Origin of the sequence: Kitasatospora sp. NPDC001547 (assembly GCF_042894165.1) — a bacterium.
Taxonomy (GTDB): domain Bacteria; phylum Actinomycetota; class Actinomycetes; order Streptomycetales; family Streptomycetaceae; genus Kitasatospora.
The window spans coordinates 28,940-47,716 of record NZ_JBIAVL010000038.1; the positions used below are offsets into that span (position 1 = coordinate 28,940).

Sequence of the window (18,777 nt, forward strand, 5' to 3'; positions counted from 1 at the left end):
TGCGGAGCGCAGCACGGGGCGGCGCGGGGCGGCCGGCGGCCGCGGCGGGCGCGGTCGCCCTCGGCGTGCTGCTCGCGGCCCGCCTGCCCAGGAGGCCCCCTGGCCCGCCCCCGCCGGACTGACCGGCACCGGACGTGGGACGGCCCGCCGGGTTCCGGAACCCGGCGGGCCGTCCCGGTGTTCAGGAGGACTACGGCAGAGCGATCGTCTCCCGCTTGAACGCCCCGATCACCTCGATCCCCCTGGTCCCCTTGATGCCGTCCAGCGGCAGGGACTCCGTGTACCGGGCGGTGGCGGGCAGGCCGATGCCGGTCAGTGAGCCGGTCACCTCGATGCCCCAGTACTCCGGTTGTCTGATGTAGACCAGCGGGACCAGGCGGACCGTCATGTTCTCCCAGGGCTTCTCCCCGCTGACGACCAGGATGAAGGTCTCCGGGACGATGCCCGGGACGACCTTCGCCTGGTCAAAGTCGATCAGGCGCACGGATTCCGGCGCCGGCCGTTCGATGAACTTCTCCACCATCGTGAGTCCCTTCACCACCGAGTGTCATCGGGCAGTCACTCTGCCGACGTAGAGTAACCAGGGTCGCCCACGAACGACGGCTCCAACACTCCCCGGGCCGTCTCCGTGACCCACGCGTCGGGCCCCAGGCGCATGGAGAAAACCGGACGGGACGGCGAGCAGCGGCGCCTTCGGCCTCCACCCGGAACAGCGGCCGGACGGTAACAAGCGGAACCGGACGGCAGCCGGGTCGAGCACAGCGGGTGGGCCGCCACCGGCCAGGATGCGAACGGCGGCGAGCTCGGCGCCGGGACGGCAGCCGGCCGGACGCGCGGTGGCCAGGACGAGCAGGACGGCCGGTCGGCGACGCGGGCCCGGACGGTGAAGGGGGGATGTCCACCGTCCGGACCCGTGCTCTCGCCCGCCGGTCCTCTTCTGACCCCGATCCGTCCCCGCAAACCCTCCGGCACCGGAGCTGACGGGCGTCGGCGAGGGCCGGGCCCTCGTCCAGCTCCAGCACGGCGCCCAGGTGCGGCAGGTAGTAGGGCCCCGGGGTGTAGCCCCGGTACTCGGCCTCCCAGCGCCACACGTCGGTGCGGGTCGGACAGCTGCCGGACACGTCCGCCAGGCGCCGTGGGGGGGGTGTTCGTGCCGGGCGGTGTGGAGCAGGCGCAGCCGCGCGCCCCGGTGGAGGCGCTCGGCGGGTTCAACGAGCGCGGCGGGCCGTGGGCACGATCGGGATCCGGCGGAGGGCGGTGCCCATGGCCGCGGCCCGCATGTAGTCGCTGCGGGCGGCGGCCTGGCGGGCCTGGGTCGCGATGGCGGGCGGGTCCAACGGAACGGGCAGGACGAGCTCGGCCCAGACGACCTTGCCGGTGCCGGTCGGGACGCTCCCCCACTCTTCGGCCAGGGCCTGAACCATCAGCAGGCCGCGGCCGGTGACGGCCTGGTCGTCGCCGAGGCCGGCCACGATCCGGGGCAGGGCGGCGCCCTGGTCCTCGACCTCGAACCGCACCCGGTCACCAGCCGCGGCCAGGCGCAGCAGCGCGGTCAGCCGGGCCGGGCCCGCGTGGCCGGCGGCGTTGGCGAGCAGTTCGGAGGCGACGGCCACCAGGTCGTCCAGCACGGCGCCGTCCAGGCCCCAGCCGGTGGCGACGGAGCGGACCACCTGGCGGGCGGGGCCGACGCAGGCGACGCGCTGGTGCGGGTCGGAGGCGGTCGCGGTCAGGGTCAGGCGGTACAGCGGCCCGTGCTGCGGCATCGGGGCTCCCGGGGGGTGGTGACGGCAGTTCGGGCGGGTGGCCGCCGCCGGTCCGGGGGTGACCGGCGGCGGCCGGTGGCCGGGGCGCGGAACCGCCCCAGCGGCTCCGCGCCCAGGACCACTGGGCCGGCGGCGCCGCTGAGGACCGGCACGCGGCGGCGGGAGAGGAGGTGGGAGACGAGGGCGTTGTCGGGTTCGTCGTGCCGCGGAGCATCGGTTGTACGCGTGACGTCTGCCTGTCCGTCCGTTCGTTCCGTGTCGCCCCGCAGGGGAGCACCGGGCTCCAGCCGGTGCAGGTCCGGTGGGGACCTGCCGGATCGCGCGCAGCGGCCGGGTGTCGGCTGCTGGTGCGTGGTGGAGCCCGGCGCTGGTGCGCAGCCGGGTTTCGGCGGCGGGTCCGGGAGCGGGGGTCCGGGAGCGGGGGTCCGGGAGCGGGGGTCCGGCGGGGAGGTGCGGGTCTGCGGCCCCGGGCCCGTGGGGTGTGGGCTGTGGTGGCCGCTGCGGCCGACCCGCCCCACGGGTCGGCCGCAGGCTGCCGCGTTCGCTACCCCACTTGGAGGCGGCAGTCCCGTGGCCGGCGCCGCCCCACAGCGGGGGCCGGCCACGGGAGTACAGGGAGGGTGTCAGCCGATGGCGACGTCGTCGACGAGGAAGATGGTCGTCAGGTACTGGTCCTCGGCGCCGGCGAACTCCAGCTTCACGCTCTGGCCGCGGTAGGCGGACAGGTCGACGCTCTTCTGGACGTACCCGGCCGAGGCGTCGGCGTTGGAGTAGGTGGCCAGGGTGGTGCCGTTGACGTTGACCTTGAGGGTGTCGTAGACGGCGTAGCCGGACTCCTGGGTGGAGACCTTCAGCCAGAAGGTGAGCTTGGGGCTGCCGCTGGAGGGGACGGCGATGTTCGACTGGGAGAGGGACTCGGTGGCGGGGCTGCCGTAGCCCATCATCGCGGCGTACCAGGAGCCGCCGTGCGCGCTCTGCACGGTGGAGTTGGTGATGTCGTCGGCGCTCTGGCTCCAGTCGGCGGTGCCCTGTTCGAAGCCGCCGTTGGTCAGGGCGTTGCCGGGGTTGGGGTTGCCGGTGGGCGAGGAGGTGGGGGTCGGGGTGGGGGTCGGGGTCGGGGTGCCGTTGCCGGGGTCGGGCAGCGCGGTGCCGACGCTGACGGCGGCCCACGCCTTGGAGATCAGGTACCGCTCCTGGGAGTTGGTGCCGTACAGGTCGGCGGCGGCGTTCAGGGTGGCGGTGCGGGCCGAGGCGTAGTTGGTGGTGGAGGTCATGTAGGTGGTCAGCGCGCGGTACCAGACGGCGGCGGCCTTGTCGCGGCCTATGCCGGTGAAGGTGTCGTTGTTGCAGGTGGTGCCGTTGTGCGCGCGTCCGCCGATGGTCTTGGCGCCGGTGCCCTCAGCCGCCAGGTAGAAGAAGTGGTTGCCGATGCCGGAGGAGTAGTGCACGTCCACCTGGCCGGCGCCGGAGTTCCAGCAGCCGAGGCTGTTGCCGTCGGAGGCGGGGTTGTCCATCCGGCGCAGTGCGCCGCTGGGCATGTTGAGCTTCTCGCCGATGAAGTAGTCGCCGGGGTCGTTGGCGTTGTTGGCGTAGAACTCGACCATGGTGCCGAAGATGTCGCTGGTGGCCTCGTTGAGGCCGCCGGACTCGCCGGAGTAGGTGAGGTTGGCAGTGGCGGCGGTGACGCCGTGGCTCATCTCGTGGCCGGCCACGTCGACGGCGGTGACGGGGGTGTTCTGATTCTGCGAGGAGCCGTCGCCGAAGTACATGCAGAAGCAGTTGTCGTCGTAGAACGCGTTGACCAGCTGGTTGTCGACGTGCACGTAGGCGGGGGCGCCGCGGCCGTCGTTGCGGATGCCGGAGCGGTTGAAGGCGCTCTTGTAGTAGTCCCAGGTCTTCGCCAGGCCGTAGGAGGCGTCCACGGCGGCGCTCTCGCGGCTGGAGGCGGTGCCGTTGCCCCAGGTGTTGGTGGTCTTGGAGAAGGGGCGGGCGTTCTGCCTGGGGTTGGACTGCGGGCTGTTGTAGGCGTCGTAGACGATGGTGCCGCCGTGTGCGGCGTCGGTGAGGGTGTAGCCGGAGGCGGTCTGGGTGGTCTCGATGGAGACCTGGCCGACGGTGGTGCCGTTGCCGGTGCCGGTGGCGCCCTGGTGCAGCTCGTACTGGTCCAGCGGCGCGCCGCTGGCGGCGTCGACGATCACGGCCTCGCGCGAGGCGGGGCCGCTTTCGCCGTCGCCGGTGACGGTGGAGCGGTAGGCCAGGACCGGGACCTTGCCGGCCGCGTACACCACCAGGGTGCTGCCGTCCGCGGTCTCGGACTTGGCGTTCTTGACGTGCTTGGCGTGCTTGACGGCCGCGGCCGAGGCGTCGGAGGCGCTGAGCTTCGGCGTGGTGCCCGCGACCTTGATCGCGCCCTGGTGGGCCTGGTCGGAGCCGGTGGCCTTGCCGTTCTTGTCGTAGTGGACGACCAGGTCGCCGCCGATCACGGGCAGGCCGCGGTAGGTGCGGTCGTAGCGCACGTGCCGGGTGCCGTCGGTGTCGACCAGCACGTCCTTCGCCGTCAGGCGCTCGTCCGCGCCGAAGCCGAGTGACTTCGCGACGGTGTCGGCCTCCCGGTCGGCGGTGCGTATCGCCTCGGCCCGCGCGTCGGCGCTCATCGCCTGGGCTCCGGCGCCGGGTCGGGCGGCGGAGCCGCTGGGGGCCGCCGTGGACTGGGCGGCCACCACGGTCATGGTGCCCAGGGTGAGGGCCGCCGCGACAGCGGCCGCCAGCGCGTTCTTACGGGACATGACATTCCTCCCGCCGAGCTGGGGTTGGGGGGAGAGGGCCGCAGGACGTCATGGGTGGGGGCGTCCGGCAGCCGGAGAACAGCTCGACTGTGGCGATGAGGCTAGGGAAGGCTGGGAGCGGCCGAAATCAGGGGAACCCCTTGTCCTGGACCGCGGCGGCACCGTGGCCGCACGATGGCCCGATGCAAGACACCGCGACGTGGTTCACTGGGGGTCGGGAAACGGGTGGCGCCGTGCTGCCCATGGCGCCGGACGACCTGCGCGCCATCCGCCGGGTGGTGCTGTTCGGGCCGCCCGGCATCGGCAAGACCACCGCCGCCGGCGCGCTGGCGCGCCGGCGGGGCCGCCCCGTCCTGCGACTGGCCCCCGGCCCGCAGGACGCCCCGGTCCCCTACGCCGGGCTGCTCGAACTCGCCCTGACCCTGCAGCCGTTGCCGACCGCGCGGGAGCTCGCGGCGGCCCTGGACGAGGCTGTCGGCCCGCCGGACTCCCCCGCGGGCACCGGTCCGGCCCTGCGGCTGCGCCGGCTGACCGCCACGGTGCTGCGGGAGGCGCCGCCGGTGACGCTGGTGGTGGACAACACCCAGTGGCTGGATGAGGCCAGTACCGCCGTGCTGGGCTGGGCCCTGCGGCAGGCCCCGGAGCTGCCCGTCATCGCCACCGAGCGCACCTGGCGGCCGGAGGCCGGCGGCCACTGGTGCGGCGAGGACGCACAGGTGGTGCGCGTCCCGCCCCTGACACTCGGCCAGGTCGCCTCCCTCCTCTCCCCCCACCGGCCCGATCCGGACGCGGTCGTCCGGCTCCACGCCCGCAGCGGCGGCAACCCGGCCCTGGCGCTGGCACTCGCCGAGGCCTGCGACCGCAGCGCCCTGGACGATCCACCCCTGCCCCCGGCGGCCCGCCGACTGCTCGGCGAATGGCTCGAAACCGTGTCCCACGACGTGCGGGAACTGCTGACGCTCGCCGCGCTCGACGACCGCCCCGACCGCGACCTGCTGGCCCGCCTCGCCGGTCCGGCCGCCGACCACCTCCTGGCCCAGGCCGAGACAGCCGCACTGATCGACCCTCGACACGGCGACGGGCCGGTGCGCTTCACCGCCTCAGCGATCGGCACCGAACTCACCACCAGGCTCACCGACCCCGCACGCCGCCGTCTGCACGCCCGCCTGGCCCAGGCCAGCCACGACCCCTCCCGCCGCGACCGCCACACCGCCTTGGCCGCCGACACCACCAACCCCCGCACCGCCCGGCACACCGCGCGCGAGGCCGCCCGCGCCGCCGGCCACGCCCGGCTGCGCGGCGAACACCCGCTGGCCGCCGAACTCGCCCTCCTCGCCGCCCAGCGCACCCCGCGCGAGGACACAGGCCTGCTCACCGAACGGGCCCTGACCGCGGTGCGGGACGCCTCGCACTGCGGCGACCTCCCCCGTGCCCGGGCCGCCACCCGCCTCGTCCTCGAACACGACACCAGCCCCGCCCAGCGCGTCAACGCCCTCCTGGCCCTGCTCGACGCCAGCGGACAACGCCTGCACAGCGCGGACGAACTGTTCGCCTCCGCCGTCCACGAAGCCGCCGGCCGACCGGGCCTGACCGCACAAGTCCTGCTCCGCCAAGCCGTCTGGGCCAACGTCAACGAAGGCGACCCTCACCGGACCGCCACCCTGGCCGAACGGTCCGCCGACCTCGCCCGCACAGCCGACGACACCACCACCGCCGCCCTGGCCCTCACCATGCAGGCCCGCATCCAGCGCATCCTCGGCCACCCCGGAGCCGAAGCCACCCTGGAGCGCGCCCTGTCCCTGCCACGCACCGCACCCGTCACCGTCAACACCACCCCCGAACACCTCGCCGCCCGCCACGCCCTCTTCGACGACCGCCCCGAACAAGCCCGCACCACCCTGCTGCCCCTGCTCGTTCAAGCCCAACGGACCGGGGACACCGAAGCCACCGTCGACCTCCTGCGCAGCCTCGCCGAGACCGAACTGCGCACCGGACGCTGCGCCAAGGCCCTCGACTACGCCCACCGCGCCCAGACCCTGACCGACCGTACGGCCCTGTCACCCGCGCCGGCCTGCTACACCTCAGCCCTCGTCGAGGGCGCCGCCCGGGACACCGGCGCCGCCCTGGCCCACGCCCGCCGGGGCATCGACGCCTCCCGGCACGAGGGCAACAAGGTCTTCCTCTCCCGCAACCTGTTCGCCCTCGGGCACCTGCTGCTGACCGCCGACCGCCCGAAGGAGGCCCTGGAGGCGCTGGAGGAGGTCCGCGCCCTGGAGGAGCGGCAGCAGGTCCGCGACCCGTCCGTCCTGCGCTGGCACGCCGACCTGGCCGAGGCCCTCCTCGCCGTCGGCCGCCACGACGAGGCCGACGACCTTCTCGCCGACACCCACCGCACCGCCACCGAGCTCGGCCGGACCTCCGTCCTGCCCGCCCTGGAGCGCGCCCGGGCCCTGCTGGACGCCGCCCGCGGCGATCACGGCACAGCCGCCCGCCGCCTCACCGACGCCGCCGAGCGCCTCCGCGACCTCCCGATCGAACGCGGCCGCACCCTGCTGGCCCTCAGCCACACCGAACGCCGCGCCCGCCGCCGTGCCAGCGCCCGCACCGCCGCACAGAAGGCTGCCGACCTCTTCACCACCCACGGAGCCCACCCCTGGGCCGAAGCCGCCGCCCACGCCCTCCACCGCCTGGAGCCCGGCTCCGCGGACGCCGGCGCCCGCCCCCGACTCACCGGTGCCGAAGAACGCTGCGCCCGCCTCGCCGCCGCCGGCGCCAGCAACCGCGACATCGCCTCCGCCCTGACCGTCAGCGTCAAAACCGTCGAGGCCACCCTCACCCGCGTCTACCGCAAACTCGACGTCCACTCCCGCGTCCAACTCGCCCACGCCATCACCCCGACACTCGAATCTGCGGCCGAACCCGCATCGATGACCACTGGACGCGGCAGGCGCGGGCCGGTGCGTTCGCCATCGAAAACGATGATCAGCGCAGATGGGGAACACTGCTACTTGTCCGCTCATCAAGGAGACAGGCCCTACTAAAGCTTGTTCCAGAAGGTCTGGTGCGGGGCATTTCGCATCATCCAGCGTCTCGGCCCGCTCCTGGCGCTGGAGGCCGCTCCACGCCCGGTGCCGGGCGTGGAGCGGCTGTGGATCGTGGACGGCACCCTGGTCCCGGTGCGGGACCGCAGCGTCGGGGCGTCGAGCCGTAACCACCGGTTCTGTGGCAGGCCCTCACTGACGCCCCGCGCAGCGGTGCCTGACTGGCCCTCAACCGCAGACGGAGGTGGGGCCTGGCGGCCCCTTGGCGGGGGCACGGTGTCGCCTGCGGCTCTCGGGGAGCCTGTCGGCCCCAGGGGGTGGGCGACCCGGTCCGCTGACCGGCGACCGGCCGTGCCCGAGCGACCGGTCGTGGCCGCGCGCCCGGCGCCTCGGTGCCCGGGGACGGGGAGCGCAAGCACGGCCGTCCACCGTGGTCGGCCGTGCTGGTCGCAGTCATCGCCGAACGGCTGCGACCAGCACGGTGGCACTGCTCTCAGTGGACGCAGAACTCGTTGCCGGCCGGGTCCTGCAGCACGGTCCAGGTGAGGCCCGGGACGCTGTGCTCGCCGACGACACTCGCACCCAGAGCGACCAGCCGCGCCACCTCCGCCGTCAGGCTCGTACCGGGCGCGGCAGCGAAGTCGACGTGCACCCGGTTCTTGCCCCGCCGCTCCTCGGCCACCCGCTGGAAACCCAGTGCCACCGGCTCGGCCTTGACAATGACGAAGTCGCCGTGGTCCTGGGCGATCTGCCCTCCCAACGCAGTGGCCCACCACCGGGCCAGCTCCTGCGGTTCCGCACAATCCACCGTGATCATCACTGCCGTCAGATTCATGATCGTCACCCTAACCACGGCCACCGACAACCGACGGCGCCGAGCGAAGCCAAGCAGGGCCGGGGTGGGCTCCGGCTGCGACGGGCCGTGGGGGGCGAGTGGTGCTGTCGTGCGGTCGCGGCCCGGGCCGAGGAAGGGGGATCCGGGGGGCATCCGCGCTGGGAACGGACGGCGACGGCGGTCCGAGCAGGACAAGGGACGACGCGACAGCACCTGGGCAGGGCCTGCGGCCCCGGGAGAGGCCGGCGGACCGAACGACCGCGGAGCGGGCCCGGGGCGAGGACGGCGGCGGCCGAGCAGGGGCGCGCAGGCCCGGGACGGCGGCGCAGCAGGCCGTCCTGGCCGGCCTCTGAGCAGCGAGGCGGGGCCAGGGCGGCGCAACCGGACTGCTGGCAGATCAGCCGGATGTGCGCCGCCCGTCGGCGGTGTGGGCGGTGTCCGGGTCACTCCCCCTTGAGCTGCTGCACCAGGCCGAGCCGGTCGATGACGGCGTGCCGCTCGCTGATGCGGTCGCCGACGAAGCGGAACAGGGCGAAGGCCTCCGTGCTGACGCGCTTGCCTGTGGCCGGGACGCCCATCAGCGGGCCGGTGTGGGTGGCCGTCATGCGCCAGCGGACGACGACGTCGTCGCCCTCGCCGAGCAGGTCGAGGATCTCGAACGACGGGTCGGTGTGGGTGGCGTGCACCTCTCGGATGGCGTCTTTGAAGCCCTGCGGGCCCCGCACGTTCTGATGCTTGCCCTCGCTGGTGGCGAAGTCCGCGGTGAACAGCTCGTCGGCGACGTCCACGTCGCCGGCTTCGAGGGCCTTGTAGAGGCGGCGGACGGCGTTCTTGCGGTACTCGACGGTGGTCATGGGTCCCCTCCCGAGACGGATCCGAACGGATCGCCGAGCGACTTACTGAGCGATCCATCAGTAAGTTAACCTGTTCCTGAGCAATTACTCAAGAAGTCGGGGCGACAGGGAGAGACGGAGGCCGGAGATGGCTCAGGCGCGAAGCGGTCGGCCCTCGACCGGGGTGCGGGAGGCGCTGCTCAAGGCGACCGAGGAGGCGCTCGGGGAGGCCGGGCTGGCGCTGTCCACCAAGGAGATCGCCCGCCGGGCGGGCGTCGCGGAGTCGAGCATCTTCTACCACTTCGGCGACCGGCTGGGCCTCCTCCAGGCCGTCATCGGACTGCACCTGCCCGCGTTCGCCGACGCGACGGCCGTCCTCGGCGCGCCGGAGGGTGCCGCCGGGCCCGCGTCCGGAACCGCCGCCGGGGCCGCGGGGACCGCGACCGCCCCGGGGGCCGCGGAGGCCGACCCCGGCGCCGAGCTGGAGGCCGACCTCGCCGCCCTGCTCGCCCGCCTCGAACGGTTCTACCGCCGGATCATGCCGATCCTGGGCGCCGTCCAGTCCGACGCCCAGCTGCGCGGGTTGCTCGCCGAACGCGGCGGCGAGGTCGGCCCGCACCTCGCCCTCGGGGCGGTCGCCGACGCCATCCGGGCCCGCCAGGCAACCGGCCGGCTCCCTGCCGCGCTGGACCCGTCCGCCGCGGCCCTGCTGCTCGTCGGCGCCGCCCACCAACGGGCCCTGCACGCCCACTTGCTGGGGGAGGCCGCAGCCCGCTTCCTGCCCCCGGTGGCAACCGTCGCCTGCACCCTCGCCCGGGCCTTCCGGTAGCGCACCACGCCGGGTCCAGCCGGGCCGGCTAGCGACCCTTTGGCGCCGCAGCTGATCCAGCTTGTTCGGTTCTGCCGGCTTCTCCCAGGGGTGGCGGAGGTCGGCGACGAGCGGGCGAGGCGGAGCTGGGTGTGGGCGGCGATCACGAGCCAGGTCCAGCGGTCGGCTGCCGCCGAGCCGCGTAGGCGGGGGCGGGTCCAGCCGAGGGTCTGCTTGAGCAGGCGGAACGTGTGCTCCAGGTCGAAGTGGCGGAGGAAGGACTGCCAGCAGCGGTCGACGTCGGCCGGGCCGGCGCCGGTGCGCGACCACCAGAGCCAGACCGGCCGATTCACCCCGCCACTGGGCAGCTTCTCGACGGCCAGGCGGATCACCGTGCCTTCGAGGAGCGGCAGCTCGTCGTCATGGTCCAGCCAGGCCTCGCGGCAGGTCAGCCGGGGATGGAGCCGGTCCCAGGCCCGGGCGACGGCGGTGCCGTAGCGGCGGGTGGCCGTGGTGGTAACCGCCTGCTCGGCGCCCCAGGTGGCGGGGTCGCCGAAGACGAACTCGCCGCCGTGCTTGGGCGGCCGGCCCCCGGCCGGGTGAGCCGCGTGCCACTCGGCCCGGGTCGGTGCCGGGCGGCGCATCACCCGGTCCGAGCGGAGCCGGCCCAGGACCTGCACCGGCAGGTCGCCGAGCAGGTGGGCGATGCGCGGGGCGTCGTAGCCGGCGTCCATTACCACCAGGACCTCCGGATCACCGGCCTTCCACTGCCCCGCGCCGATCAACCGGACTATCACGACGCGGAGTTGGGCTGTGGTGACGGCGGCCAGGTCGGCGCCGGGCTCCAGCCGCACCGCGTCGAGGACCGCCGTCCATGACGTGCGGCCTGTCTCCAGTGCGACCACGAAGGAGTACGGCCAGCCGGAGATCATCTGGTGCTTGGCTTCGCCACGGCCGTAGGTGTGGCAGAAGGAGCGGTCCGGGCACGTCTGGGCGTCCGGCCGCAGCCAAGGCGAGACGTCCACCGCGAGCACCAGTCGGCCGTCGGCGGCGCGGGGCAGCGACAGGCCGGCCAGCTCGGTCCGCAGCCGGTCGACGTCGAGGCGGCCCTTGTTCAGCGCACCGTGCCCGCGCCGGTGCTCGGGCGCCAGCGCCAGGTCCACCAGGCTCTTCACCGGCCCGTCGCTGCACAGCACCGCGTCGGCCAGCTCGAACAGGGCGTCGCGCCGTCCGGTCAGGCAGTCGTAGAAGACTCCCCGGAAGCGTGACAGTTCCGCGAACGGCTCGCCCCGCACACCTTGCCCTACCACAGCCATCACTGCGACCTTAGCATCAAGTCCTTTATCTCTTAGTCGAGTTCAGGATCACGTGAGGGCCGCGCCCACGTCCGACGAACACCCATGTGGGTGATCGCGTTCGATGCGGCATTCGAAGCCGGACAGCCGGGGACAAGCCAGCCAGCGAGCCTGTCGAAGCCCTATGTGCCCACGGCGCCTTGCACGAATCGCCGAAGGTGCGCACGCACAACATCGGGCTGCTCCAGCCAGGGCTCATGGCCTGCGCCCTCAATCCGGGTCAGCGGGACAGCGAGCAGGAGCGCGAGTGATTCAAGCGCCGACACAGGACGGGGATCGTCAACCCCGCCGAGGAGTTCCACCCGCGCAGGCAGGCGTGCACGCAACTCGGCAAGGTGATCATCGAGCGGATCGGCGCGCCCTTCCAAACCTAGTTCGGCGTTCATGGACCAGTTGACCGGTCGACGCCGCCGAGCAGCCTGGGCTGCCCAGCGCCACCCTCGTTCCGGATCGGAGTGGTCGGCGAACCAGGCCAACGTGAGCAGCTCGACTTCCTGCTCTTCCGAGCGATGCGGCAGATCCTCCAATTCGCGGAGCCGCTCCCGCTGGGCTGAGGACATGCGGCGGTCGCGTTCTGCTCGGTCCCCGGTACGCCAATCACCGACGAACGGCCCGCACATCAGCAGCATGGCCACCACCCGGTCAGAGTGCCGCAGACAGAACCGACTCGCCAGATTGGTGCCGTAGGAGTGCCCGATCAGCACGGCCTCGGGCACCTGCCACACGTCGAGGAGCTCGGCGAGATCCTCGACATGCCGAGTGAAGGAATGACGACCCCGCCAGGAAGATCGACCCGTTCCACGCTGGTCGTACCAGTACACAGGCGCAAGGTCCGCGACCATGGGGGCGATATCACCCAGATAGTCCGGCAGACCGGGACCACCATGGAGCAAGACCACGGCTGGCCGCCGAGCCGTGTCCCCCAACGCCTTCCAGCGCAACTGCGCTCCATCGGTCATCGACACGAGGCCCTGCATCTCCATCGAAGTCACCGCCAGGAACGTACCCACGTCACTGGGGCTCCGCCAGAGGTTAAACGGCAAGCTGAGTACCTGCTTTCGATCCGCCGTCGAGCATCAGCCCAGATCAGGAATCGAACAGGCTCAGGAAAGCCCGATTGCATAGGTCGTTTGGATCCTTGCGAAGATTCTCGGTGTGACTTCGTTTCCCGCCGTCGGCGATGCCCCCGGCGACCCCTTCGCCGAGATCGGCGATCCCATCCTGGCCGTCGCGGACAAGGGGCGACGCATGGTTGCCGTGGCTGGCGCGCACGAGTTCGACGAGGCCAATACGGTCGGCGTCTTCCACGTCACCGATCGCGCCCGGCGCCGCTGGCTCCTGCGCTCGCAGTACCCGGTGAACGCAATGGCCTTCCATCCGACAATTCCCCTCCTCGTGGTGGGATCCGGTGAGTACGACGGTGGCTACTGCTTCGAGGGGGAGCTCCTGCTCGTCCATCTGAAGACCGGCATCACCCTGTCGCTCATCGAGCATCATCTCGGCCGCCAGATTCTCGGCCTTGAGTGGCTGAACGATCAGGATCTTCGTGTCCTGATGGCGCCGGCCGACGACTGGAAGGACCACAAAGCCCATGTGGAAGGGCACGTTGCCGTGGTGCGTCGCGCGGACTGGACCGCGGTCGGCGCCAAGTCACTCACCGGCAAGCACCTGGCCGGCCCCCGTGTGCCGGCGCCCCGCCCAGACCACCGCGAGGCCGCCCGTCAGACGGTCGCCCGTCTGAGGGCGCCACGGACGAACCGACACCGCACCAGTTGAGCCAGGTTCTGGCGGCAGGGCTGGCGGTTTGCCGGCGGGCGGTCAGTAGCCGTGGGAGAGTGGCGTCGGCCGGTTCTCCGGGAGGTCCGGAGGGCGTTCGGTCGACCGGTCGCCAGAACGATCAGTCCCGCTGGGCTTCGCGGGGTGGTGGTTGGTTCTTCCTGCGGGACTGCCGTTGGGTGATTCGCCTGGTCATCAGGGTGATGGCCGCCCAGGTGATCAACGACTCGCTGTGCTGGACGAGGCGTTCGTAGTCTCTCGCGTGCCGGCGGGCGTGCGCTCGACCACCTCGATACGGGCGGCATTGTCCAGCAGACTCACCATCACAGCCTTGGTTCGATCACCAGCGTCTCGACAGCGCACATGATCACCCCAAGGGTGCTCCGCTGTCCGGAGAACGTTAGAACCCGTGATCAGCCACGAGCTGAGGCCTCGTCAGACCGTTGCGGACGTTCCGCCTTCGCCTCAACGCCAGCGGCACGCAGCCGATGGACGAAAAGAACCATCTCGGGCATCGTCCCTGCGAACGCGCCCGCCCGGATCTGCTGGAACGCCCCCTTCGCCTGTGCCAGGTCCCCGCCCAGCTCGGCGCGAAGAACCTTCATCACGAGGACCGGACTGGCGAGAGGATCACTGAGTACGAGCCTCGCCTCGCCGTGCTCAGCCAGAAGACGCTGACGCAGGTCATCCGGTATGTCGCTTCCTCCTGGCCCGCACTCGTACAACGCGTCTCCGCAGACGGAGCAGTGGTAGCCGATGTCCCATTCAAGCCTTCGCCCGACCAACGCCTGAACGCCGACGCACTCCATCTCTGAGCCGCAGCCAGAGCACTGCGACGGGTACCTGACGGACTCGATCACTGCGATATGCCCCGTCCACTGGCACTACCTTGACGACGCCGGCATCCAGGGTACCGAGGTTAAAGAACAAGCTCAGTGGCTGTGCCTGAACCTGGTGTGCGTGTTCAGGGGAGGTCGATCAGCGGTTGATGAAATGGGCCGTTCGGATACCGTCACCGTGAGGGGGTCCGAACGGCCGCTGGTAGGCATGAAGCCTGGGTGCTCTTCCTGGGGGCGAGCCGCGCCCGGCCGCCGTGGTGTGCCTTCGCTCAGTGCAGGAGGACAGGCGTGCGTCCGGGCTGGGCTCAGGCTGCCACCGGACAGGACCGGTCACGAGCCGGCTGTCCGGACAGCCCAAAGCCCGGACCGCAGACGCTCAGGCGGGCAGGCCGTGCCCAGGCCGGCAACGGTGGGGCAGATATCTCCCCACATCCACCCCACCTGACGGGACAAGGGCTCCTCCTCGATAGCCTCGCCCGTATGACGACGATCGACGACCTGGTCGCCCTGGTCCCCCCACCGACGAACCCCGTCAACGCGAGCGGCGACTGGACGCAGGTCGAGAGCGCCCTCGGCCTCGAACTTCCCTCCGATTTCAAGTCCCTCATCGGTTCCTACGGCTCGGGTCAGTTCGTCGACTTCATCACCCCCCTCACTCCGTTCGGCAGCCGAAATCTCCTGCTCCAGTTCGCCCAGCAGCTGCTGGAGAACGAGCGACCGTTCCGTGAGGCGAACCCGGACAAGTGCCCCTACCCCTGCTTTCCGGAGACCGGCGGCCTCCTGGAATGGGCTGCCACCGACAACGGCGACCGGCTGTGCTGGGTAACCGACGGCCACCCGGACACCTGGACCGTCGTCGCTTGGAACCCGCGCGGGTGGTACTACGACGCCCACGAGACCAGCGCGATCGGCTTCCTCCACGGGTGGCTGAGCGGACGGCTCAACACCAGCGTCTTCGCCGCGAACGAGCACGTCACGGACCCATGGTTCGAACCGCTCCGCGCGCTCAGCCACGTCTACATCAAGCTCACGGACGGCCAGCGGACCTACTCCGAGCGCCTTCGAATCCTCCAGCAGGCCCTGTCCCCCACCGCAGACCGGGGTGGCTACAACGAAGAGGGCGACCGTCAGGACCACTTCGACGCCACCGAGCTCGGCTGGAGGCTCACCTACGAGACGGCCTACGGACACCAGATCCGCGTCGCCTTCCCACCCGAAGACGAAGGTCGCGTGCGATCAACCCTTCTCGCGGCCATCCGCAGCATGGGCTGCGAAGTGCTGTCCACGACAACGCACCGAGGCGAGCCCGTCTGGGACTGAGCGGTGATCGCTGCTCAGGAAGCCAGCCCGTAAGCCGGATAATGGCCGGTCATCGCCCCGAACGCCATCGACGGCCGGCGCAGCAGGTCGGTGGCCACCACCGCGGCCCCGCTCTCGTCGGCGACCAGGACGGCGGAGGCACGACGGCAGCGGCCGGACGGCAGCCAGCGACCGGCGCGGGGCGGAACAGCGAGCGCTGAACCCGGCCGGAATGCCTGCAGCGGAGCGGGGGCGCACGGACGACGTCGACCGACCGTACAGCAGCGCGCAGCTGCCAGGCCGGACGGCGGCAGGCGGGCACGGGCGGGAGGGCGGCGGCCGCTGGGGCCCGGCAGCAGCGTCGCGCACCCGGGCTTGTCCCAGGCCGCTGTCCTTGTCCGTGGTCCCGTCTACGGTCGTCCCATGCATGATCATCTGTCGCTCGACTGAGGGGACCTCCGGTGGACGGAGCAGGAGACGTTCGGGCGGCCTGGGCGCGGTTCACCTCATGGCTCGAACACTACGATCCCGGGATCGTCGCCGCCCTCGGCAGGCCGGGGACCCTGGAGGCCATCGACCGGGCCGAGGTGCGCATGGGCCTGGAGCTGCCGGCGGAGTTGCGGCAGTGGCTCCTCGCGCAGGATCTGGACACCGGCTTTCTGGCCGAGCCCCGCGAGACCCTGGTGGAGCGAGGGTGCGACGTGCCCGTTCCCGGCGGTCATCTTCTGCTCGGCCTCGGAGACATCGAGCGGGTCTACCTCCACCAGCTCGCCGCGGAGCGGAGTTCCGGTGATCCCGACTGCCCGTCGTGGCGCCCGGAGTGGGTCCCGATCGCAGCGGAGCGCGACGGCCTGTACGGGACGTTCCTGGACACAGCTAACGGGACGGTCGGCACGTGGGCCGAGTACTACCTGCCCGACGAAGGCGTCTGGGCGTCGCTGGCCGCCTTCTTCCAGCAGGCGGCGGACCTGCTCGAAGGAGTCCCCACCGGGGACTGGAGTGGCCCGGGCGCGCCCGTGCGGCCCCGCAAGCACGACGAGGCGCAACCGGAGGACGAGGCGATACGGCACTGGGCCCGCACGCGCGGCATGGTCGTGAACGACCATGGGCGGATTCCCTCGAACGTCCGTGAGGCCTACGACAAGGCCTCACGCCTTCACTGAGAAGAGTCACACCAACAGGTCACACGTGCGGCCCTTCGCCGGGTAGAGCTTGGCGTGCAACACCCGGTCCTCCCACCACGGGTCATCCGGGGCGCAGACCAGCGCGCCACCGCAGCGCAGGGCACAGGCAGAAGGGCGCCGTCCCACGCCCGCGCGGCCGCCACCAGGATGGTCCGGCCCATGGGTGCCGCAGCCGAGGCTCGCTGGCGGCAATCCGACATCGTGCCCCGTCACCGCCACGCTGGACCTCCACGTCGGCGGCAGGTCAAGACGGGCGGCGCCCTCCGGCTGGTCCGGCAGCCGGCCAGGCCTTCTCCCGCAGCTCCAGCTCCGAGCCGGCCTTCCTCCCGCCGATCGAGCCCCGGCACGGCCGGCACGGACACAGCGCGGCGTTGGCGGTGCGAACCGCCTCCGGCCGCGCCGCCACCTGGTGGGGGCAGGTGGGCCGCATGCACCCGGTCGTTTCGGGCAAGCGCCCGGGGACTCGCCGTGCTCGCGCGCGGCTTCCCCGGTTGCTGAGGAGAACCCGGTGCTCGACACGCCGTCCCTGCTGGCGCAGACGTCCAGCGGCCCCCCGTTGCTCGTACTGATCTTGCCCGCCGTGCTGATCGCCGCAGCCCTGATCGGCGCGTTCGTCTGGGGCGGGCGCCGGCGGGCCGCCCGAACCAGGCCGCCCGAGCCGGTGCCCCGCGCCGCTCTTGGCCAGGAACCCGACGGCCGCCGGCCCGACCCCGATTCCTGGCGGGTCGCCGGCACCGACGAGGGCCCGGCCTCAACCGGCGCACCGGGCGAGTACCGCCAGCGCAACCCCGGCCCGCCGCAGTGAGCCACGGCGCCGGTCGGCGGCATCCCGCCCGCGGAGCCGGAACGACGGCGGGGGGACGAGATCACGCCAGCAGCCAGCCGGCCCGCCCGTCGACCGCAGGCTACCGAGCGAGCGCCAACGAGCGGGACACCGCCGCCCGGCACACGGCGCACCCGGACAGGGACGGCGACCAGGCGGCAGCCCGGCAGCGGCCCACCGTGAGCGGGAACAGCGTGCGGCCGGAACAACAGCCGGACGGCGCGGGCGGGAGGACAGCGGTCGGCCGTTACCGGGGCCGGTTCTCCGGTCGCGCCGCGCACCCGCTGCCGCCCTCACCGAGGCACGTCGGTGGGTTCGCGGCCCGGCCTCAGCGGGCGGCGTCCGCCACCAGTGGGCGCGGCCCCTGCTCGGCTGTCATGGGCCGGAGCGATCGGCGGACGGGGCGAGCAGGGAGCGGACCGCCTCGGGCGATCGGCCGATGACCGAGGTTCCGTCGTCCGCTGTGATGATCGGCCGTTGGATGAGGATCGGGTGGGCGGCCAGTGCCTCGATCCAGCGGGCGCGGTGGCTCTCGTCGCGTGGCCACGAAGCCAGGCCCATCTCGGCTGCTTCGGGTTCGCCGGTGCGGGCGATGTCCCAGGGCTCCAGGCCGAGGCGCCGCAGCACGTCTTCGATCTCCCGGGCGGTGGGCGGTTCTTCGAGGTAGTGCCGCACCGTGTAGGAGGCGCCGTCCGAGTCGAGCAGCGACAGGGCTGAGGCGCACTTGCTGCACGCCGGGTTGATCCAGATTTCCACGAGGTCGTTCTCTCCATACGTAGGGGCGGGCTGTCGGCTGTCAGCTCGGGAGCCCGGCCCGGGCGAGGAACTCGCTGCGGGAGCGCGCGTCCTCGCGAAGGGTGCCCAGCAGGGTGGAGGTGAGGGTGGTTGCGCCGGTGGCCTGGACACCTCGCAGCGTCATGCAGGTGTGCTCGGCCCTCGATGACGATGCCGACGCCCTTGGGCTCGAGGTGCTCCTGGAGCCAGTCCGCGACCTGCTTGGTCGCTCCGCGTCGGACATGTCCGTGGGGTAGCGGCGCGCACGGACTTTGTGGTCGGCGGCGTTCCCGAACCGGTGTGCCAGGCAGTCACACGCGAGAGTGACCGAAGTGGACCCCGCTCCCGCAATGCCGTAGAACTGCGACAACAGGCCCTCCTGAGCTACCAAGAGGCCTTGCTTTCCTGCACGGCTGCCGCCGCACTGACTCGATCGAGACTCCCGTTCGACCGGCATCCCTCAAGTTCGGACGGCCAGGCCACTGAGTATGCCAGGCGCTGTCCGCCCCGGTCGTGCCAGGATGCTCGGCATGTCTGCTCGTGCACTGAGCTTCGGCGCAACCGCGGAAGCCTACGAAAGGTTCCGGCCGGGATATCCCAAGGAGCTCTTCGACTTGGTGATGACGTACGCGGGCCGGCCGCTCCGGACAGCCCTGGAGAT

Annotated in this window: 14 protein-coding genes and 4 pseudogenes; 8 read left to right on the plus strand and 10 right to left on the minus strand. The window is 72.1% G+C overall.

Annotated features, from left to right (window positions below; genetic code table 11):
* Window positions 1-190: 190 nt before the first annotated feature.
* The 3 genes from ACFY0X_RS35640 to ACFY0X_RS35650 form a co-directional block, all read right to left on the minus strand.
* Complete coding sequence (locus ACFY0X_RS35640) at window positions 191-538, minus strand: hypothetical protein (RefSeq protein ID WP_387760672.1); 348 nt, start codon at window positions 536-538, stop codon at window positions 191-193.
* Between the two features lie 670 nt (window positions 539-1,208).
* The gene (locus tag ACFY0X_RS35645; protein ID WP_387760673.1) at window positions 1,209-1,763 is read right to left on the minus strand and encodes an ATP-binding protein; all 555 of its coding nucleotides are present in this window, start codon (window positions 1,761-1,763) and stop codon (window positions 1,209-1,211) included.
* Between the two features lie 623 nt (window positions 1,764-2,386).
* On the minus strand, window positions 2,387-4,549 hold the full coding sequence (locus ACFY0X_RS35650; protein WP_387760674.1) for a M4 family metallopeptidase: 2,163 nt from the start codon (window positions 4,547-4,549) through the stop codon (window positions 2,387-2,389).
* Between the two features lie 242 nt (window positions 4,550-4,791).
* Here ACFY0X_RS35650 and ACFY0X_RS35655 point away from each other — a divergent pair, with 242 nt between their 5' ends.
* Together ACFY0X_RS35655 and ACFY0X_RS35660 are read left to right on the plus strand one after the other, a co-directional pair.
* Window positions 4,792-7,590, plus strand: coding sequence for an AAA family ATPase (locus tag ACFY0X_RS35655; RefSeq protein ID WP_387760675.1), 2,799 nt, complete (start codon window positions 4,792-4,794; stop codon window positions 7,588-7,590).
* 33 nt (window positions 7,591-7,623) lie between these two features.
* Window positions 7,624-7,770 (plus strand): annotated as a pseudogene (locus tag ACFY0X_RS35660) (IS5/IS1182 family transposase); the annotation flags it as partial.
* A gap of 313 nt (window positions 7,771-8,083) precedes the next feature.
* Here the strand turns inward: ACFY0X_RS35660 and ACFY0X_RS35665 are convergent.
* Entirely contained in the window at window positions 8,084-8,425 is a 342-nt protein-coding gene (locus ACFY0X_RS35665; protein WP_387760676.1) for a VOC family protein, read from the minus strand.
* 443 nt (window positions 8,426-8,868) lie between these two features.
* Window positions 8,869-9,279 carry an ester cyclase gene (locus tag ACFY0X_RS35670; protein ID WP_387760677.1) on the minus strand — a complete coding sequence of 137 codons (411 nt, stop codon included), beginning with the start codon at window positions 9,277-9,279 and terminating at the stop codon, window positions 8,869-8,871.
* 127 nt (window positions 9,280-9,406) lie between these two features.
* Between ACFY0X_RS35670 and ACFY0X_RS35675 the strand changes: the two genes are divergently transcribed.
* On the plus strand, window positions 9,407-10,087 hold the full coding sequence (locus ACFY0X_RS35675) for a helix-turn-helix domain-containing protein (protein WP_387760686.1): 681 nt from the start codon (window positions 9,407-9,409) through the stop codon (window positions 10,085-10,087).
* Here the strand turns inward: ACFY0X_RS35675 and ACFY0X_RS35680 are convergent.
* Both ACFY0X_RS35680 and ACFY0X_RS35685 read right to left on the minus strand, forming a co-directional pair.
* Window positions 10,052-11,382, minus strand: a pseudogene (locus tag ACFY0X_RS35680) (NF041680 family putative transposase); the annotation flags it as partial. The gene ACFY0X_RS35675 and the pseudogene ACFY0X_RS35680 overlap by 36 nt on opposite strands.
* 161 nt (window positions 11,383-11,543) lie before the next feature.
* On the minus strand, window positions 11,544-12,404 hold the full coding sequence (locus ACFY0X_RS35685) for an alpha/beta fold hydrolase (RefSeq protein WP_387760687.1): 861 nt from the start codon (window positions 12,402-12,404) through the stop codon (window positions 11,544-11,546).
* Window positions 12,405-12,576: 172 nt separating this feature from the next.
* On the opposite strand from ACFY0X_RS35685, the gene ACFY0X_RS35690 reads away from it, so the two are divergent.
* A complete protein-coding gene (locus ACFY0X_RS35690; RefSeq protein WP_387760678.1) occupies window positions 12,577-13,197 on the plus strand; it encodes a hypothetical protein in 621 nt (206 codons plus the stop codon).
* Window positions 13,198-13,372: 175 nt separating this feature from the next.
* On the opposite strand, the pseudogene ACFY0X_RS35695 reads toward ACFY0X_RS35690, so the two are convergent.
* Window positions 13,373-13,474, minus strand: a pseudogene (locus tag ACFY0X_RS35695) (IS5/IS1182 family transposase); the annotation flags it as partial.
* A 211-nt stretch (window positions 13,475-13,685) separates the two neighbouring features.
* On the opposite strand from ACFY0X_RS35695, the gene ACFY0X_RS35700 reads away from it, so the two are divergent.
* From ACFY0X_RS35700 to ACFY0X_RS35715, 4 genes are all read left to right on the plus strand, one after another.
* Window positions 13,686-14,012 (plus strand): hypothetical protein, encoded by a 327-nt coding sequence (locus ACFY0X_RS35700; RefSeq protein WP_387760679.1) that lies wholly within the window; start codon window positions 13,686-13,688, stop codon window positions 14,010-14,012.
* A 504-nt stretch (window positions 14,013-14,516) separates the two neighbouring features.
* A complete protein-coding gene (locus ACFY0X_RS35705) occupies window positions 14,517-15,356 on the plus strand; it encodes an SMI1/KNR4 family protein (protein WP_387760680.1) in 840 nt (279 codons plus the stop codon).
* A gap of 440 nt (window positions 15,357-15,796) precedes the next feature.
* A complete protein-coding gene (locus tag ACFY0X_RS35710; protein WP_387760681.1) occupies window positions 15,797-16,498 on the plus strand; it encodes a histone-like nucleoid-structuring protein Lsr2 in 702 nt (233 codons plus the stop codon).
* A 529-nt stretch (window positions 16,499-17,027) separates the two neighbouring features.
* Window positions 17,028-17,324, plus strand: a complete 297-nt coding sequence (locus ACFY0X_RS35715; protein WP_387760682.1) for a hypothetical protein — start codon at window positions 17,028-17,030, stop codon at window positions 17,322-17,324.
* A 393-nt stretch (window positions 17,325-17,717) separates the two neighbouring features.
* Here the strand turns inward: ACFY0X_RS35715 and ACFY0X_RS35720 are convergent, their stop codons facing one another.
* The gene (locus ACFY0X_RS35720; RefSeq protein ID WP_387760683.1) at window positions 17,718-18,098 is read right to left on the minus strand and encodes an arsenate reductase family protein; all 381 of its coding nucleotides are present in this window, start codon (window positions 18,096-18,098) and stop codon (window positions 17,718-17,720) included.
* Between the two features lie 40 nt (window positions 18,099-18,138).
* A pseudogene (locus tag ACFY0X_RS35725) lies at window positions 18,139-18,358 on the minus strand (GTP cyclohydrolase I); the annotation flags it as partial.
* Window positions 18,359-18,777 lie beyond the last annotated feature (419 nt).

Bases quoted from the DNA above. Each gene is read 5' to 3' on its own strand.
- ACFY0X_RS35650 (WP_387760674.1), bottom strand. From the start codon at position 4,549: ATGTCCCGTAAGAACGCGCTGGCGGCCGCTGTCGCGGCGGCCCTCACC.
- ACFY0X_RS35645 (WP_387760673.1), bottom strand. From the start codon at position 1,763: ATGCCGCAGCACGGGCCGCTGTACCGCCTGACCCTGACCGCGACCGCC.
- ACFY0X_RS35685 (WP_387760687.1), bottom strand. From the start codon at position 12,404: ATGGAGATGCAGGGCCTCGTGTCGATGACCGATGGAGCGCAGTTGCGC.
- ACFY0X_RS35705 (WP_387760680.1), top strand. From the start codon at position 14,517: ATGACGACGATCGACGACCTGGTCGCCCTGGTCCCCCCACCGACGAAC.
- ACFY0X_RS35670 (WP_387760677.1), bottom strand. From the start codon at position 9,279: ATGACCACCGTCGAGTACCGCAAGAACGCCGTCCGCCGCCTCTACAAG.
- ACFY0X_RS35700 (WP_387760679.1), top strand. From the start codon at position 13,686: ATGGACGAAAAGAACCATCTCGGGCATCGTCCCTGCGAACGCGCCCGC.
- ACFY0X_RS35655 (WP_387760675.1), top strand. From the start codon at position 4,792: ATGGCGCCGGACGACCTGCGCGCCATCCGCCGGGTGGTGCTGTTCGGG.
- ACFY0X_RS35665 (WP_387760676.1), bottom strand. From the start codon at position 8,425: ATGAATCTGACGGCAGTGATGATCACGGTGGATTGTGCGGAACCGCAG.
- ACFY0X_RS35675 (WP_387760686.1), top strand. From the start codon at position 9,407: ATGGCTCAGGCGCGAAGCGGTCGGCCCTCGACCGGGGTGCGGGAGGCG.